This window comes from Winogradskyella arenosi (genome assembly GCF_003337305.1).
GTDB lineage: Bacteria > Bacteroidota > Bacteroidia > Flavobacteriales > Flavobacteriaceae > Winogradskyella > Winogradskyella arenosi.
The window spans coordinates 905,065-921,327 of record NZ_QPJO01000002.1 but is presented as its reverse complement, the minus strand read 5'-3'; the positions used below and the strand labels follow the sequence as shown (position 1 = coordinate 921,327).

The window sequence follows — 16,263 nt, the reverse complement described above, 5'->3', positions numbered from 1 at the left end:
ACTTGAACCTCAAACACCTTCAATTTTGAAGGTGTTTTTTTATTTTAAAGTTTATATTATCGTCTATAGAACGTTAAATTTAAGTGTAGCATTCTAATCGTCATATAAATTTCATAACTTTCATTAAAAATAGAATCGCATGAAAAATTTCACTTATTTATTAGTAAGCCTCACCTTCTTCTTTATGGCCTGTGAAGGCGATCAAGGTCCACCTGGTTTAAATGGCTTATCGGCAGATGAATATGCCGCCCTATCCTTCGAAGTTTCCCCTGTAGACTTTCAATATAATCCCGACAACGGTTTGCAAGAAGCGCTCATTGCCCTTCCCTATAATTTACTCGATAGTGACGTGGTTTTAGTCTACCGCTTAGAAGATGTGGTTACCGTGAACGGAGAAGCTACGGACGCTTGGTCTCCCTTACCTCAGAATTTCTTCCTTGAGGACGCTGATATTATTCAGTATGTATTTAACCACACTTATGCAGATGTTGAACTATTGATTGATGGAAATTTTGAACTTTCAACTTTAGACAGTGCCTATACCCAAAATCAAGTTTTTAGAATTGTGATTTTACCGGCCGACCTTCTTAATCTCAATATTGATGTCTCTCAACTCGATGCCGTTATAGAAGCCTATAATATCACGGACTTTGAGGCTTTATAATGAAGAAACCAACCAACTTAGTAAAAAAATCCTGAAAATCTATTTCAGGATTTTTTTTATGTCTAGAACTATTTTCTTTTAAGTCACATCTTCTATATTTGCAACACGACTAAATTGCGATTTAAATGGAATGTATTTCTGTATTCGATATGCTTAAAATTGGGGTTGGCCCATCAAGTTCTCATACCTTAGGACCTTGGCGTGCTGCCGAACGTTGGATACAGGAATTAAAAGATAAAAAACGCTTTGAAAAAGTTGAACAAATAACGGTGGACCTCTATGGTTCTTTATCTTTAACAGGAAAAGGCCATGCTACGGACTACGCTGTAATTTTAGGCTTAACGGGTGCCGATCCAGAGCGAATGCCAATTGAAAACATTGACACTATTATTAATGCCGTAAAAACGGATGAGGTTTTAATGTTTAATAATGAAAGAGCAATTCCGTTTAATTTTAAAACCAATATTGTTTTCAATCGTAAATTCTTACCCTTTCACTCTAATGGGATGGTGTTTACCGCTCGTATTAATGGGCGCAATTACAAATCAACCTACTACTCTATTGGCGGAGGTTTTGTAGTGCAAGAAGAACGTAAATTAGCTAAGGCCAATAAAATAATTTTCTACTGTACGTTCCCTTATCCGGTTTCTTATGGTGAAGAGCTTTTAAAGTTTTGCAACCAATTGGATTTACCTATTTCTGGGGTGGTTTTAGAAAATGAAAAGTCCTTAAGAGCGGAATCTGATATTGATTTTGAATTGAAACGCATTTGGAACACCATGTTAGAATGCATGTACACAGGCTGCCATACCGAAGGTAATTTACCAGGAGGGCTCAACGTGAGACGTCGTGCTTTTGACACCCATAAAATTCTCATTGGAGACTATACCTATAATAGTCCGCAAGAATGGCTAGAAACCATAAGAAAAACGGAAGTTAAATTCCGACAAATTTTAAAATGGGTTAGCTGTTTTGCCTTAGCTGTTAATGAAGTGAATGCCGCTTTAGGTCGTGTAGTAACAGCCCCTACTAACGGTAGTGCTGGTGTAATCCCTGCCGTACTCATGTACTATTTAGTGATTGAAAATCATGATGCCGATTTTGAACACATTAAAAAATTCTTATTGGTTGCTGGCGAAATAGGAAGCATCTTTAAAAAAGGTGCTACAATCAGTGCTGCTATGGGAGGATGCCAAGCCGAAATAGGTGTTTCTTCAGCCATGGCTGCGGGCGCCCTTTGCGAATTACTCGGTGGTACACCAGAGCAAGTTTTAGTCGCTGCAGAAATCGCCATGGAACATCATTTAGGTTTAACCTGCGACCCTATTGGAGGTTTGGTGCAAATTCCTTGTATAGAACGCAATTCTATGGGTGCTATTAAAGCTATTAACGCTGCGGAATTAGCTTTAGACACCGACCCTAAAAATGTAAAAGTCCCCCTAGACAAAGTGGTAAACACCATGTGGGAAACAGCCAAAGACATGAATACCAAATACAAAGAAACCTCTGAAGGTGGATTAGCAGTCGGTGTTCATTTGACCGATTGTTAAACACTAATAACAAATTAAAACGTCATCTTAATTATTTATACTTAGCATACCTCTGAAAACTACAGTTCTAATATTGCTTTTTGGTCTTGTTACCACCAGTATGGTTTCGCAAGAGATCCATTCACAGTATGTTTATAAGAAAGAGAAATTAAAACAAAAATCTACAAACGGAATTTCATGGAATTATGTTGATTCTGACAGTTTAGTGCTTTACAAAAACGGAACTTTTCATCGTACTAAATTTTATCATTATCACAGCATAATTTATTCGGAATTAAAAGGGCATTGGAATATTGAAAATAGCACTCTAATTCTTAAGCTAACATTAGAGAAAGACGATAGATTAGACAACCATTGGACAGAAATTAATACCGCCCTCACCTACCGGATAAAAAAACGAAAAATTAAGCCTATAAACGGATTTGAGTTCTATGCGATCCGGAATTTGAAACGCGTTAAGGATTAAAAAGTTCTGCCAACACCATGCTTAATTCATTGTTTAGGACTGGTCTTTAAGAAATTGGCGTTTGTTTAATAACATTGGAATCACTTAGAGTGAGTTATAAAAACGAAAAATAAATGGAAACTTATAAAAAATTAAATATTGCCGTTATTCTTATTTTATTTGTCCTTGGCATAGTTCTATTATTAGTGATTAATGATCATCCTCTATCATGGAAAATTCCAGAATCCTTTATTTTAGGATCACCTTTATTGTTTCTTATAACGTTCGTTCTCTCTATCATTTCAATTCGAAATCATAAGAACAAAACGGCGATTGTAACGAGTGTAATTTCTAGTATATTTTTGGCTTTAACGCTGTTGGCCATCATCTATTTAATAAGCTTCACTTACGGTCATTGAATGTCTTAAATTTAGAAAACGAACCCTTTAAAGACATAAAATCTTTACCTAGAATATTATTCAAAATCGTTAAAAACAAAACATTAGAGACCTATGATGAAATTAAAAATAACCTGTCTGTTTCTATTTTTAGGACTTTACAGCTGTACAAGCCAAACAGAAACAAATTCGAAAACTATACACAACAAAGACTTTAACTGGACTATCACTATTCCTGAAAATTTTAATTCCATAGATGAGAAGGATTGGAATAAAACACAACAGAAAGGAAAAGATGCAATTGAAAAAACTTTCGGCGAGGAAATGATTAATCAAGCGACAACGATCTTCACTTTTAAAATGGACAGTTCAATAATTTTGAAGCTAATTATCAACCCTATGATATAGAAATTGACGGCAACTATCTAGAAACTTATCATGATGTCAATGAAATGCTCTATCAAACTCTCGAAACTCAAATACCACAAGCAAAACTCGATTCAATTTCTTCAACTCAAAAAATTAGCGGATTGGAATTTCAGAGATTTGACGTTGTTGTTGATTTTCCAAACGGAATAAAGATGAAAACCACAGGATTCAGCAGATTATTTGGTAAAAAAGAATTTACCTTAAATATAACTGCTGTCAACGATAAGATAAGACAACAAATGTTAGACGCATTTTTAAATTCAAAATTTAACTAAACACAGGCAACAATTCTGTATATAATGAATAGCAAGGTCGCTACCCTCTTTTATTAAACCTCTCAGAATTTACAGACTATTTTATTTGTTTAAACACAAAAAAAACAGCAAACAACTGCGTGATGGCCATATCAAAAAAGATGAATTGGAAAGAATTTAAAATAGATAACAAACCATTTAAATGGGGACAAACGTTTAACGACTTATTCGATTTATTTGAACGTGACAACCTAAACAAGACGATAAGTTCATGGAAACTGCACAAGGTAAAATCTAATGGATTCTTAGGATTAGAAGCCGTATCATGTGAATTCTACGGCCCAGCTTACGACAAACCAATATCTTCAATTTCGTTTGAACTAAAACCTATCCAAACAGGATGGCTTCAAAAGCCTCATTCCCCTTATATGGAACAACTAGAATCTATTTTAGGAATGCCAAATGGGACTCATAAAAATCCACTTCCAAAAGGAAAAAAATATAACGAAGGCTATAGCAGTCGTTATGTAACTTACGCACCGCATTGGTGGTTTGGTGATTTCAGAATCGGCTTATCCGTATATGGAGGTATCAGAAATGAAGAGTATGGAGAAACCGCAGCGTTGCTTTACATTGGCTGGTACAACGAAATAGAAATGGCCAAACCTTACCTCAGCGCATTCTACAACAAAGAAACTGAGTTTGCCAAGGGGTTGACTGTAATAGCCAATTTTGAACTGGAGTATTCTCAGACAAAAACCTTCCGAAGACATTACGAATTAGCTGATGCTTCTATAGCAAATAAGGACGATGACATCAGAGCCGCACAACTAGCTTTATACTATAAGGATCTCTTCAGAACGCCGAAAGCCATATCAAATGAAATAAGTCCTAACCAAGTTAGCCTAATGTATTCAGACCATACTAAAAAATACGTATTGGCTACTAAATTTGACTTCATCCTATTTGATAACGCGAGTACTATTGAATTTATAAAAGTATTACCGGCAAAGGGTTTCGGTGGCACAGAATTTAGAATTGGAGAAATCACACTTAAAGACCAACCCAATAGCAAAGCATTAACGGATCTTAAAGCCAAACTAGAAACCTTAGAACTTCCTGTAAAATTGTTGGAATACCAAGACGATTAAGACTTCCACATACCTGAACACAACACCTTAAGCTCTCAATAATTTATAAGTGCTCAGGGCTACCTCTAAACAGTAAACCCTAATACAGGGAACTAAATAAAATTTCAAACAGAATGGCATGATGCTAGTTTATTTTATAAATTTGCAGCCGATTTATAGATTTAGTCCAACACTGAAGAAGAAATAGGGACTGAATTTTTAGACATTTTATAAAAGTACATACTCAAGGAACTATTGTCGTTAACAGCTACTCAGCTGTCGCAGAACCACTACAATCAGAAACGCTATACTACTTCTTTGGCCTTACACAAAATATGCCGATGAGACCTTTACTAATGGCGGAACAAGCACTGCAAGCTTTACAACAAACTAATTGACATTAAAAACGGTTGCTTGCACAAACTTTTAAAATTAACGGTTCAGGTGTAAGCCTGAACCGTTTTGCGTTTCACCTATTGTTCCAAGACTTAGGTTTAAGCAAAAAGCTGATTTGTTATAAGCATTCATTTTTAAAATTTAGAATACAAAAAAAAATAGATTCCAAAACTATTTAAACTGTAGCTTGTTATATGGGTTTAAAACGACATTTTGAACGTTATCCTCGTCTTGCACTTTAAATCTCTTGAAACATAAACAGAGTTCAGTAAACTATTTCTTATTTTTACATTCAATTAATAGAATTACAATGTCAGTAGCAAAAAAAGAATACAAAAGAATAACAGTTAAGAGTCTTGTAGACATGAAAGCCCGAGGTGAAAAGATATCTATGCTTACCGCATATGATTATACCATGGCAAAAATTGTTGATGGCGCAGGGATAGACGTTATTCTTGTTGGAGATTCTGCCAGTAATGTTATGGCGGGTCATGAAACGACCCTTCCAATCACCTTAGATCAGATGATTTATCATGCTTCTTCTGTCGTAAGAGCTATTGATCGTTCTTTGGTTGTGGTTGATTTGCCTTTTGGTAGTTACCAAAGTGATCCTAAAGAAGCTTTACGTTCTGCTATTCGAATAATGAAGGAATCCGGAGGTCATGCCGTAAAAATGGAAGGCGGTAAAGAAGTTAAAGATTCTATAAAACGTATTCTTAATGCGGGTATCCCGGTAATGGGCCACTTAGGACTAACGCCACAGTCTATTTACAAATTCGGAACCTATACGGTTAGAGCTAAAGAAGAGCAAGAAGCACAACGCTTAAAAGAAGATGCCATAATGCTAGAACGCGCTGGCTGTTTTGGTATTGTTTTAGAAAAAATCCCAGCTGATTTAGCAAAAGAAGTCGCAGAGAGTGTTTCTATTCCGGTTATTGGAATCGGCGCTGGCGCTGGTGTAGACGGACAAGTTTTAGTCTTACACGATATGTTAGGTATGACGCACGAATTTAATCCTCGTTTTTTACGCCGCTATATGAATCTGTATGAAGATATGACCAATGCTATTGGCCAGTATGCAGATGATGTAAAGTCGAAGGACTTCCCAAATGACGAAGAGCAATATTAACGGACAGTAAGACCATTAGACTATAGTTTCTCAGTCCTCGGACATTCAGCTTTTGTTTGAAGCTAAAACTTGATAGACCTTAATAAATCTTGAATACCCTATACTTATTTAACAACCCTAACCTTTAGAATTACATTGCCTAAAATCCTTTCCAATAAAAATAACCTTCAAGTTATCTATGAGGACAATCACATCATCGTTGTAAACAAACGTGCTGGGGATATTGTTCAAGGAGATCGTACAGGAGACAAACCCTTAAGCGAGGTTGTAAAATCGTATTTAAAAGAGAAATATAAAAAGGAAGGCAATGTATACCTTGGTGTAGTGCATCGTTTAGACCGACCAACTACAGGAATTGTAATGTTTGCTAAAACCAGTAAAGCGTTACCACGGTTAAATAAATTATTCGCTGAAAAAACCGCTAAGAAAACCTACTGGGCCTTAGTGAAAAATGTCCCACCACAACCCGAAGGCACTTTAGTAAATTGGTTAAAAAAGAACTCTAAGAACAATAAATCTACTGCTTACGGCAAAGAAGTTAACGGGAGTAAAAAAGCCATTCTTCATTATAAGTTAAAACAAACTTTAGACAATTTCTACCTTTTAGAAATTGATCTAGAAACCGGAAGACACCACCAGATCCGAACCCAATTAGCCGCTATAGGATGCCCAATTAAAGGCGATTTAAAATATGGTTTTGATCGGAGTAATAAGGATGCAAGTATTAGCCTACATGCCAGAACGCTGAGTTTTGTTCATCCTGTTAAAAAAGAAGATATTTTTATTACTGCCCCTTTACCTAATGATCCGCTTTGGAAAGCGTGTAATACTAACGGTCTCGTATAACCGTCAGTTACGGTTTAATATGTGTTAATTTTCGGTTTAGAACTGACGTTAGCAATTCCGAGTGGATTCGGACGTAGTCGAATCCTCCGTAATTGCGGTTATACATTGTTAGCTGTAGTGTTTTTTTAATCCCATATTTTTGGTCTATCAATTTTCATTGCTCTTAAATATGACAAAAATTGTCCTGCGTGAACTGATTCGTGATATCCAATCCGCAATAAATATTTTCCAAGTATTTTCTTTTCTCCGTTCCCTGGATGAATGATTTCAGTTTCATTTAATTGCGTATCCGAAAATTGCCATACACTTTCCATAAATGTTTCTCTATAAGGTTCGGCAAATTCAAGTTCATCAGTAACATTAATAAATGGTCGGTTTTCCCAAGGTGTTTTATAATTTGTCATATCTCCTTGATTAATAATAAGGTTCCATCCATAATCAGCTTCCAAAACGTGTCTTATCATTTCTGACGCACTCATAGCTTTTTCGTCAGGTTTCCAATTATAATATTTCTCAGGTAGTCCATTCCAAAGTTTTATACTTCTTCTCCTTATTTCTGTAAAATTTAAAATTATAAGTTCAGATTGGGTCATTTTCTTTGTTTTCGAGAATGTCTTTTTACATTACAGCCAACTAGTTTTATACGGGTATTGTAACAATAAGGTTGTTCCTTCCCCTTGCTTGGTCTTTAACTCTAGTTGTGCTTGGATTAATTCGGCTCTTTTTTCTAAGTTGATAAGACCAGATCCTTTTGTTATAGTAGCCATATCAAACCCTTGTCCATCATCTTCCAACATAATCGTTAAATTCTCCGTTCCATATTCTAATGAAACATTGAGATGCTCTGCTTCAGCATATTTTAAGGTATTTGAGAAGAACTCTTGAAGCATTCTAAACAAAATCACTTCATCTTTTTTATTTTCAAAACTCACCTTCTCGCCTACCACCAATAATTCAGATCGAATCAAGCCTGATTTATTTAAACGGTCAATTTCATTTTTAACTGTCGCTTCAAATCCTAATTTAAAAATTACATCACTGTTTAGGGATTTAGACAAGGCTCTCACTTCCTCTAAAGCATCTTTTAAAGCCTTAGCTGAATTATCAACTTTAGACTTATCCTCTTGTTTTACACCATTAGCTAGCGCATTCATTTGCATTGTCGCTAACACTAACATTTGCCCTACGTTATCATGGAGCTCACGCCCCACGTGTTTTAAAGTCTCTTCCTGAATTTCCTGCTGCGTTTTTATTAATTCCGCATCAAATTGCTGCTGCTGCACCACTTTATCAAGCAATAATTGATTTTTTCGCTTTTGAAACATGAGAAAAAACAACACAAAGACCACTAAAATGGTCAACACAAAAAAAATGACGTAAGACATTAAGGCTATCTCTTCATTGCTTACTATTTTTTTCTCCGTAATGTGAAAAGAAAACAAAAGGTATAACATAAATAAAGTGAAATATTTGCTATAAAAAGATAGAAGTCTCTAAATTCTAAAAACTTATCATTGATAACGTTTAAATAGCTATTAAAAATAAAAATCGGAGTGACACTCAAGTACCAAAGCAACAAGCCTGAACTGATATAAAAAACAGGTAATTTGTAGAAGTATAAGATTTTATCACTTTTTAGGAGTTGCCTATAATAAAACATAACGAAAACAAACACCAAAAACGTTTCTACAAAAACACCATAAGGCAAAGAAAATATAAAGAAAGTCCCGCTCATCGTAAAATAAACGACCGTAAAACAGACATAAGCAATTACTAAAATTCTTATGAGTTTTGTAACTGAAGGATCTTTAATCACCCGCTCATAAAACTGTCCGAATAAAATTATAGACACAACTCGGTAAAGATTATAAAGCCAATTATTAGAACGAAACACCGAATTCTTTATCCAAACAAACCATTCATAATCGTAATCATTCTGTAAAATATAGCCATACATCCCAAAAGTTTCTACAAAGACCGTTACCCACAGGTACCACACAAAAACAGCTAAAGTCTTATCTTTAACCTTCAAGCTATAGTAAGACCCCGCTAAGGCCGCTATAAGCTCAACAATATGCATTGCAAGAACATAATTAGACATGCTAGACCTTTTTTATTGCGGATAATTAGCTCTTGGTGGCTTACCGTGACCGGCAAAATCTAAACCATCAGCCCCTTCAATATCATGACTGCCATCTTGAAATAGTAACATACTGCCTTCTGAGACATTTTTATAGCCCGTAGGCACAAGAAGAACAGTCGTAAGACCTTTCCCTTCACTTGTATCCGGATGTGCTCCTAAATACAGTCTTAGGCCGTCAAGAATATAACCTTCATTTGAGGCCTGTTGCTTCGCATAAGCCAAATACCCCTCTAAATCTTCTATGTTATACCAAGCCGATCGATTATCTCCGGTTTTAGAATTCTTAAACAACGAATCGTTTATGATCCTATAACGCTCATTATAGGCACGATCTAAGGTTTTAATTTGTTCCGGGCTAATTACCCCTGAAGGTGCTGTAACTCTGGGAGGAGATGTTACAACACTTTCCCTATGCATTAGAAAATATACAGCCAAAGCACCGCATAGAATTCCTAATACAAATAATCCTAAATTTCTCATTATACGTCGTTCTCGTGGTTTAATTACGGGAAAAGTATCAATTTTATCTTATATAAAAAATATAAATAAGACCTTTCTTACATCAGAACGCTACCAATCTGAACATCAAATCATCAGCCGTTGTTTTTTGACTTAAAATATGAATGGCTTTTTCAGTTAATTGCAACACTCTAGGATAGCCTCCCGTCGTCTGACAATCGCGCATTAACACCACCAATTGACCTAAAGGCGTAAATTGTACTGTTCCAGGCAATACTGGTCCAGTTAATATGGGTTTTAAATCATTCTGAATTAAAGGTTGCAGTTGATAAGCCATACGGCTGTTAAATTTAGAAACCTGATAGTCAGACTGTAAAAGCTCATCAACTTGAGAAGGCGTTAATTTTTCGAACTCTGGCCCTTTAAAAACATCTAAGGTTTTGGTTTGAAGATAAGAACCATTGAATTTTAATCGCGCATACTTCGCGCTTTTAAGTGTTAACTCATTTTCGATATGCAATTGCTCACCTGTGTTTAATTTAAAATCATCAGTAAGTCCTTTCAGCATACTACGACTTCCCAAAACCTGAGGTGCTAAAATCCCACCACGAACGGCGACATAGGTCCTAAACCCATCTTTTGCCTGCCTAAAGCTTAAAATATCGTTTTTATGAATTTTAATAGATTTAAACATCGCCACAGCCTTCCCATTTATTGTTGCCCCCATATCGGCTCCAGCAATAGCAATCCGTGTTGCTGTGAGAAATTGAAGTTCTGCGCCAATCATAGTCATTTCTAAAACTGCAGCATCCTTAGCGTTCCCTAAGAGCTGATTTGCAAATTTACTAGCATACTGATCCATTACACCGGAGCTAGGCACGCCATATTGTGCAAACCCCAAACGGCCCTGATCTTGAACTGACGTGTAAAATCCGGATTTTAAAATTTTAATCATGACATAAAAATTGTTCAGGGTTCATACTTGCATTCGCATAGCGCTTTTTAAGTTCGAAATATTCTGACTTTGAAATGACTTTAAACCTAACACGATCTCCCGCCTTAATGAAACAAGGCGGCGTTTCTTGAGGTAAAAAAAACTCCACCGGAGAACTACCAATAATGTGCCATCCTCCAGGGCTATCTTGAGGATAAATTCCGGTTTGTTTTCCACCGATGCCTACAGCCCCTTTTTTTATGTTTAAATCGGGTGTGTTTTTTCGATCTAAATGTAAACTTTTAGGTAGGCCTCCCAAGTACAAAAAGCCAGGTAAAAACCCAATAAAATAAACCTTATAAATAACACTAGAATGCAAATTAATAATCGCATCTTTAGACCGACTTACAGCTTTAGCATACGCCGCTAAATCGACCGCAAATTCCTCTTCATAACACACAGGAATTTCAAACAACCTCGACGACAATGCAGCAGAATTATCTTCATTAGTGTACCAATTTTTCAAGCTCAAGACACTATCATTGACATTATCAATAGCACTGCCGTAAACAACTAATAATGAATTGTATGAAGATATTACATTAACCAATACTTTAACAGTATTCGTTTCAATAAGCGCCTTAAAACGCAGTACATCATTAAGAATGTTTTCATCAATAATTGACGGCCACTCTATTAAAATAGAACGCTCATTATACTGCGAATATCGAAGTTCAAAATCCATAAAACACTATTGAATCCTTATATTATTTTCCTTTAATTTACACACCAAATACTTCACAATTTCCACCGCATTTTCTGTATCACCATGCACACAAATTGTTGAAATTTTTATCGCTACTTCCACCCCATTTATGGCCGTTATTTTTTGATCTTTTACCATCCTCAAAACACGATTAAAAACACGTTCTTTATCATGTAAAACCGCTCCTTTTTTTACCCTAGATACCAATGATAAATCGTCCTCATACCCGCGGTCTGCAAAAGCTTCATAAACCACCTCAACACCATTAAGCAAAGCCATTTTTGCTATTTCCGATTGGTATGGCGCATACAGCTTCAACAACGGATTTACCGCTTTAAGCACCTTCAAAACAACACGAGCCACCCCTTCATCTTTAGCCGCCAAATTATATAAAGCCCCATGAGGCTTAACATGATTTAAAACAACACCTTCAGCATCCGCCACCACCTGCAAACGCTCTATTTGCGCTTTTAAACTCGTATACAAATCAGAAGGAGACATCTCCATTACAGTTCTCCCAAAATTCAACCGATCTGGAAATGAGGGGTGCGCCCCAATCTTCACCTGATTAGATTTCGCTAATCGCACCACACTTGTCATACTTTCAATATCACCGGCATGTCCGCCACAAGCAATATTACACGACGACAAATACGGCATTAAAAGCATCTCATTCCCTACACCTTCACCTACATCTGCATTTACATCTATTGACCTAACTTTCATCTTATATCACATTAAACACAGTTAAAACACCTTTTAATCCTAAAACTATCGTTACCACCATAATCAAAATTCCTAAGGCATTCTGCTTTTTAGTATTCACATACTTTCCTAGAACCGAAGATTTATTCATCACCCAAAGCAAGAACCCTGCCACCACAGGCAACAACAACCCATTAGCCACTTGAGCAAGCTTTATAATTTCAATAGATTTAAAACCCAAACTAGAAAACAGCACTCCTAACAAGACAATAGCCATCCAAACCGCTCTAAATTTTCTAGATTTCAAGTCCGATCCCCACCCCAAGCAACCACTTGCCACAAATGCAGCAGCTAAAGGCGCTGTTATAGCGCTTGTTACTCCGGCAGCAAACAAACCAATAGCTAAAAAGTATTTTGAAAACCGCCCAAATAAAGGCTCAAGTCCTAAAGCTAAATCAGAAGCGCTTTTAATATCTTGCATTTGTATTGCCGACGCAGAAATAATTACACACATAGAGACCGTTCCGCCTAAAACCACAGCGACAACCGTATCACGCTTAGCCAAAGCTAAATCACGATCAGATTTCCATTTCGTCTTAGCCAATGAGGCGTGCAAAAAGAGATTGTACGGTACCACAGTAGTCCCAATTAAGGCCACGATAGTAAGAATACTCCCTTTTGGAGTTTCAGGAACGATAAGCCCCTTAAAAACATCGAGAAGATTCGGCTTGGTTAAAATCGCCGTTATAATGAAGGCCAAACTCATTAAAATTACCAAGACTATAAACGCTTTCTCTAACACTTTATAATTTCCTATATAAAGCAATATAAACGCCATTACCCCAATAATTACACTTGCTCCATTGAGCTGCAGCACACCAATGGTCCAGCTAAGATTTCCAGTTATCGCCTCAACACCCAAAGCACCACCACTAATATTACCCGCTTCATAAGCAGCATTTCCTAGCACCACAGCACTAATAATTAGAAGCATAACCCCACCTTTCACAAGCGGATACTTTATCTCTTCTCTTATAATTTCAGACAAACCTTTTTGCGCCACCACTCCTAATCGTGCGGCCATTTCTTGAAGAATAACGGTAGCAAACACAGATAAAACCATCGCCCACAACAGCGCAAACCCAAAGTTCACTCCCGCTAACGTACACACCGTAACCGTACCAGGACCTATAAATGCAGCAGCCACAAGAGGTCCTGGACCGATGTTTTTTAAGAATTTTAAAATCATTATTTAATAGAGTTCAGCGCATAAATAGCAAAACTCCCTAACCAATGCCTACCTTCGTAATGATCGCCTACAATATTAGGCAACGAATAATTAATATGCTGATTAGCTACATTGGTTAAATGCTTCAACGCCGGCATTTCCTTAGCTAAATAATTCAAACTCCATGCTCGGGAAAAATTAACCCCATCTAAATGCACTAACTTCCCATCTGTTCTATCAGACACCTCACCAACAGGTAACTTAAAGTCCTTATCAAAAAGTTGAGGCATAAAATTACGCGCCCATAACTCAAAGTCTCCCGCAGATAACACACGTTTCATTAAAGCCGCCTCCTCCAAGCATGGCGACAGAAAATCATACCCACTCGGCTCCCACTCTATAGGGCAATTTTGATCATTCTTATAAAAATCTTTAGCCCTGTTTTCAATAAGATGCATAAGCTCTTTATGCTGCACAGCAACCGCATAATCATACGCAAAACTCAAACCAAAGGCCGTATTAGAATGCTCCCCAACACGTATTGGATAATTTAACTTCGGAAGAAACTCCAAATACTTATTAACGATTAGATCCGTCATAGGCTGCAAATTAGCTTCTAATTGACGCGCTGCAGGGGCGTCCCAGCCTCTTAGCTCTTGCGCTAATTTTAATAACCACGCCCAACCATAAGTCCGCTCAAACGACTTATTATGCGGGCCTTCAAAATAAAGCAGCTCTTGAGCGATATGTTCTTCTGAAATATTCTGAAGTAGTTTTTGTGTAATAGCATCTTTCTGATCTAAATCTGGAAACTGTTTTAACAACGACACCAAACTCCAATGCCCATGAACCGCAGAATGCCAATCGAAACAACCATAAAATGCAGGATGCAACTCTTGAGGTGTTTTTAAATCTGAAGCACTACCAATGGTCTGACTTAATTTATTTGGATACTCTGTATTTATACAATTTAAAGGCAATTGCGCTAAGCGATTGGCTTGCTCTAAATTCAATTCCACCACTTCAATCGCTTCAATTTCCTCCTCAACACGATCAGTATTCTCCTTTGCATTCTCCGCGTCTTTACAACTAAAAGCCATCAAAATCGCCAATAAAATAAAATATTTTTTCATCAATTACTTAAAAACTTACTATTAAACTAAAACTTTAAACAAAAACCTATAATATACTATAAATCAAGATTAATTATACAAATAAAACTAACCCAACCAACCATCTCTATCGAGGCTACGGTACTGAATAGCTTCACTTATATGAACTCCTGAAACCTCTTGAGCGTTCTCCAGATCTGCAATAGTTCTGGCGACTTTCAAAATTCTATCATAAGCTCTCGCTGATAAATTTAAGCGTTCCATAGCAGATTTCAAAAGTAACATGGATGCATCGTCTAATTTACAGTAAGTTCTAATCTGCCTAGAATTCATTTGCGCATTGTAATGAATGTTTTCTAAATCCTTAAACCGTTCGGTTTGTTTTTCCCGCGCTTTAGTAACGCGTTTACGAATGTCCACGGAAGATTCCCCTTGACGCTCATCTGATAATTTTTCAAAAGGCACAGGAGTCACTTCAATATGAATATCAATACGATCTAACAACGGCCCTGAAATCTTCCCCATATAACGCTGCATTTCTGCCGGCGATGAGGTTATTGGCGCATCCGGATCATTAAAAAAGCCACTTGGACTAGGATTCATACTCGCCACAAGCATAAAAGACGAAGGATAAGTCACCGTAAATTTCGCTCTAGAGATGGTTACCTCCCGATCTTCCAAAGGTTGACGCATCACTTCTAGAACTTCGCGCTTAAACTCTGGCAATTCATCTAAAAATAACACTCCATTGTGTGATAATGAGATTTCACCTGGTTGCGGGTAACTTCCGCCGCCTACTAAAGCGACGTTGCTTATTGTGTGATGCGGACTCCTAAACGGTCGTTGTGCCATGAGTCCGGTATGTGCTTTTACACGACCTACAACCGAATGAATTTTAGTGGTTTCTAAAGCTTCATGCAGCGTCATTGGTGGCAAAATACTAGGCAAACGCTTCGCTAACATGGTTTTGCCCGAGCCAGGAGGACCGATGAGAATAATATTATGACCTCCAGCTGCCGCAATTTCCATACAGCGCTTTATAGACTCTTGCCCTTTGACATCTGCAAAATCGAACTCCGGAAATTCAAGATTTTTATAAAACTCCTCTCGAGTGTTAATTATAGTCTGCTCTAAGGGTTCACCATGATCAAAATGATTGATAACCTGCACGATGTTCTCTACACCAAAAACCTTTATATCATCTACTATAGCGGCTTCCTTACTATTTTGAATGGGCAATATGATATTTTTAAACCCTTCCTCTCTTGCTTTTACTGCAATGGGTAGTGCACCCTTAAAAGGCTGTAAACTCCCGTCTAAGGACAACTCACCCATAATGAGGTAATCCTCTAGGTTTTCAGCTTTAATTTGATTAGAGGCCGCCAAAATCCCAATGGCTAAAGTTAAGTCGTAAGCCGATCCTTCTTTACGCAAATCTGCAGGAGCCATATTTATGGTGATCTTTTTCCCTGGAATTCGATACCCATTATTTTGAAGCGCAGCGGCTATACGGTAATTACTTTCTTTGATAGCGTTATCTGGTAACCCGACTAAATGATAGCCAACCCCCTTGTCTACATTAACCTCAACGGTAATGGTTGACGCCTCCACTCCAAAAACAGCACTTGCAAATACTTTCTTAAGCATGAATGATTAGTTTTCCTAAATGTAAGAA

Annotated in this window: 18 protein-coding genes; 8 read left to right on the top strand and 10 right to left on the bottom strand. The window is 37.0% G+C overall.

The window, feature by feature from the left end; all coding sequences use genetic code 11:
• Window positions 1-139: 139 nt before the first annotated feature.
• The 8 genes from DFQ08_RS08720 to DFQ08_RS08690 all read left to right on the top strand — a co-directional run bounded on the left by DFQ08_RS08720 (window position 140) and on the right by DFQ08_RS08690 (window position 7,241).
• Entirely contained in the window at window positions 140-664 is a 525-nt protein-coding gene (locus tag DFQ08_RS08720; RefSeq protein ID WP_147269460.1) for a collagen-like protein, read from the top strand.
• A 125-nt stretch (window positions 665-789) separates the two neighbouring features.
• Window positions 790-2,214, top strand: coding sequence for an L-serine ammonia-lyase (locus DFQ08_RS08715; RefSeq protein ID WP_114309606.1), 1,425 nt, complete (start codon window positions 790-792; stop codon window positions 2,212-2,214).
• 100 nt (window positions 2,215-2,314) lie between these two features.
• Window positions 2,315-2,680 (top strand): hypothetical protein, encoded by a 366-nt coding sequence (locus DFQ08_RS08710; protein ID WP_114309605.1) that lies wholly within the window; start codon window positions 2,315-2,317, stop codon window positions 2,678-2,680.
• 491 nt (window positions 2,681-3,171) lie between these two features.
• Window positions 3,172-3,465, top strand: a complete 294-nt coding sequence (locus tag DFQ08_RS16260) for a hypothetical protein (RefSeq protein ID WP_220235579.1) — start codon at window positions 3,172-3,174, stop codon at window positions 3,463-3,465.
• 44 nt (window positions 3,466-3,509) lie between these two features.
• A complete protein-coding gene (locus DFQ08_RS16255) occupies window positions 3,510-3,761 on the top strand; it encodes a hypothetical protein (RefSeq protein ID WP_220235578.1) in 252 nt (83 codons plus the stop codon).
• Between the two features lie 140 nt (window positions 3,762-3,901).
• The gene (locus tag DFQ08_RS08700) at window positions 3,902-4,891 is read left to right on the top strand and encodes a hypothetical protein (protein WP_181858381.1); all 990 of its coding nucleotides are present in this window, start codon (window positions 3,902-3,904) and stop codon (window positions 4,889-4,891) included.
• Between the two features lie 685 nt (window positions 4,892-5,576).
• A complete protein-coding gene (gene panB, locus DFQ08_RS08695) occupies window positions 5,577-6,395 on the top strand; it encodes a 3-methyl-2-oxobutanoate hydroxymethyltransferase (protein WP_114309603.1) in 819 nt (272 codons plus the stop codon).
• Between the two features lie 135 nt (window positions 6,396-6,530).
• Window positions 6,531-7,241 carry an RluA family pseudouridine synthase gene (locus tag DFQ08_RS08690; RefSeq protein ID WP_114309602.1) on the top strand — a complete coding sequence of 237 codons (711 nt, stop codon included), beginning with the start codon at window positions 6,531-6,533 and terminating at the stop codon, window positions 7,239-7,241.
• 125 nt (window positions 7,242-7,366) lie between these two features.
• Here DFQ08_RS08690 and DFQ08_RS08685 read toward each other — a convergent pair whose 3' ends face one another.
• From DFQ08_RS08685 to DFQ08_RS08640, 10 genes are all read right to left on the bottom strand, one after another.
• Complete coding sequence (locus tag DFQ08_RS08685) at window positions 7,367-7,834, bottom strand: DinB family protein (protein WP_114309601.1); 468 nt, start codon at window positions 7,832-7,834, stop codon at window positions 7,367-7,369.
• A gap of 30 nt (window positions 7,835-7,864) precedes the next feature.
• Window positions 7,865-8,626 carry a sensor histidine kinase gene (locus tag DFQ08_RS08680; protein ID WP_245935398.1) on the bottom strand — a complete coding sequence of 254 codons (762 nt, stop codon included), beginning with the start codon at window positions 8,624-8,626 and terminating at the stop codon, window positions 7,865-7,867.
• Between the two features lie 23 nt (window positions 8,627-8,649).
• Window positions 8,650-9,342: a hypothetical protein gene (locus DFQ08_RS08675; protein WP_114309599.1), complete on the bottom strand. Its 693-nt coding sequence runs from the start codon at window positions 9,340-9,342 to the stop codon at window positions 8,650-8,652.
• Window positions 9,343-9,354: 12 nt separating this feature from the next.
• Window positions 9,355-9,864 (bottom strand): hypothetical protein, encoded by a 510-nt coding sequence (locus DFQ08_RS08670; RefSeq protein ID WP_114309598.1) that lies wholly within the window; start codon window positions 9,862-9,864, stop codon window positions 9,355-9,357.
• Window positions 9,865-9,946: 82 nt separating this feature from the next.
• Window positions 9,947-10,798 carry a 5-oxoprolinase subunit C family protein gene (locus DFQ08_RS08665; protein ID WP_114309597.1) on the bottom strand — a complete coding sequence of 284 codons (852 nt, stop codon included), beginning with the start codon at window positions 10,796-10,798 and terminating at the stop codon, window positions 9,947-9,949.
• Entirely contained in the window at window positions 10,791-11,522 is a 732-nt protein-coding gene (gene pxpB, locus DFQ08_RS08660; RefSeq protein ID WP_114309596.1) for a 5-oxoprolinase subunit PxpB, read from the bottom strand. The genes DFQ08_RS08665 and pxpB overlap by 8 nt, the downstream gene beginning before the upstream one ends.
• Before the next feature lie 6 nt (window positions 11,523-11,528).
• Window positions 11,529-12,269, bottom strand: coding sequence for a 5-oxoprolinase subunit PxpA (pxpA, locus tag DFQ08_RS08655; protein WP_114309595.1), 741 nt, complete (start codon window positions 12,267-12,269; stop codon window positions 11,529-11,531).
• A gap of 1 nt (window position 12,270) precedes the next feature.
• Complete coding sequence (locus DFQ08_RS08650; protein ID WP_114309594.1) at window positions 12,271-13,497, bottom strand: Nramp family divalent metal transporter; 1,227 nt, start codon at window positions 13,495-13,497, stop codon at window positions 12,271-12,273.
• Window positions 13,497-14,609, bottom strand: a complete 1,113-nt coding sequence (locus DFQ08_RS08645) for a DUF2891 domain-containing protein (RefSeq protein ID WP_114309593.1) — start codon at window positions 14,607-14,609, stop codon at window positions 13,497-13,499. Before DFQ08_RS08645 ends, DFQ08_RS08650 begins: the two co-directional genes overlap by 1 nt.
• 87 nt (window positions 14,610-14,696) lie before the next feature.
• Window positions 14,697-16,235, bottom strand: a complete 1,539-nt coding sequence (locus DFQ08_RS08640) for a YifB family Mg chelatase-like AAA ATPase (RefSeq protein WP_114309592.1) — start codon at window positions 16,233-16,235, stop codon at window positions 14,697-14,699.
• Window positions 16,236-16,263 lie beyond the last annotated feature (28 nt).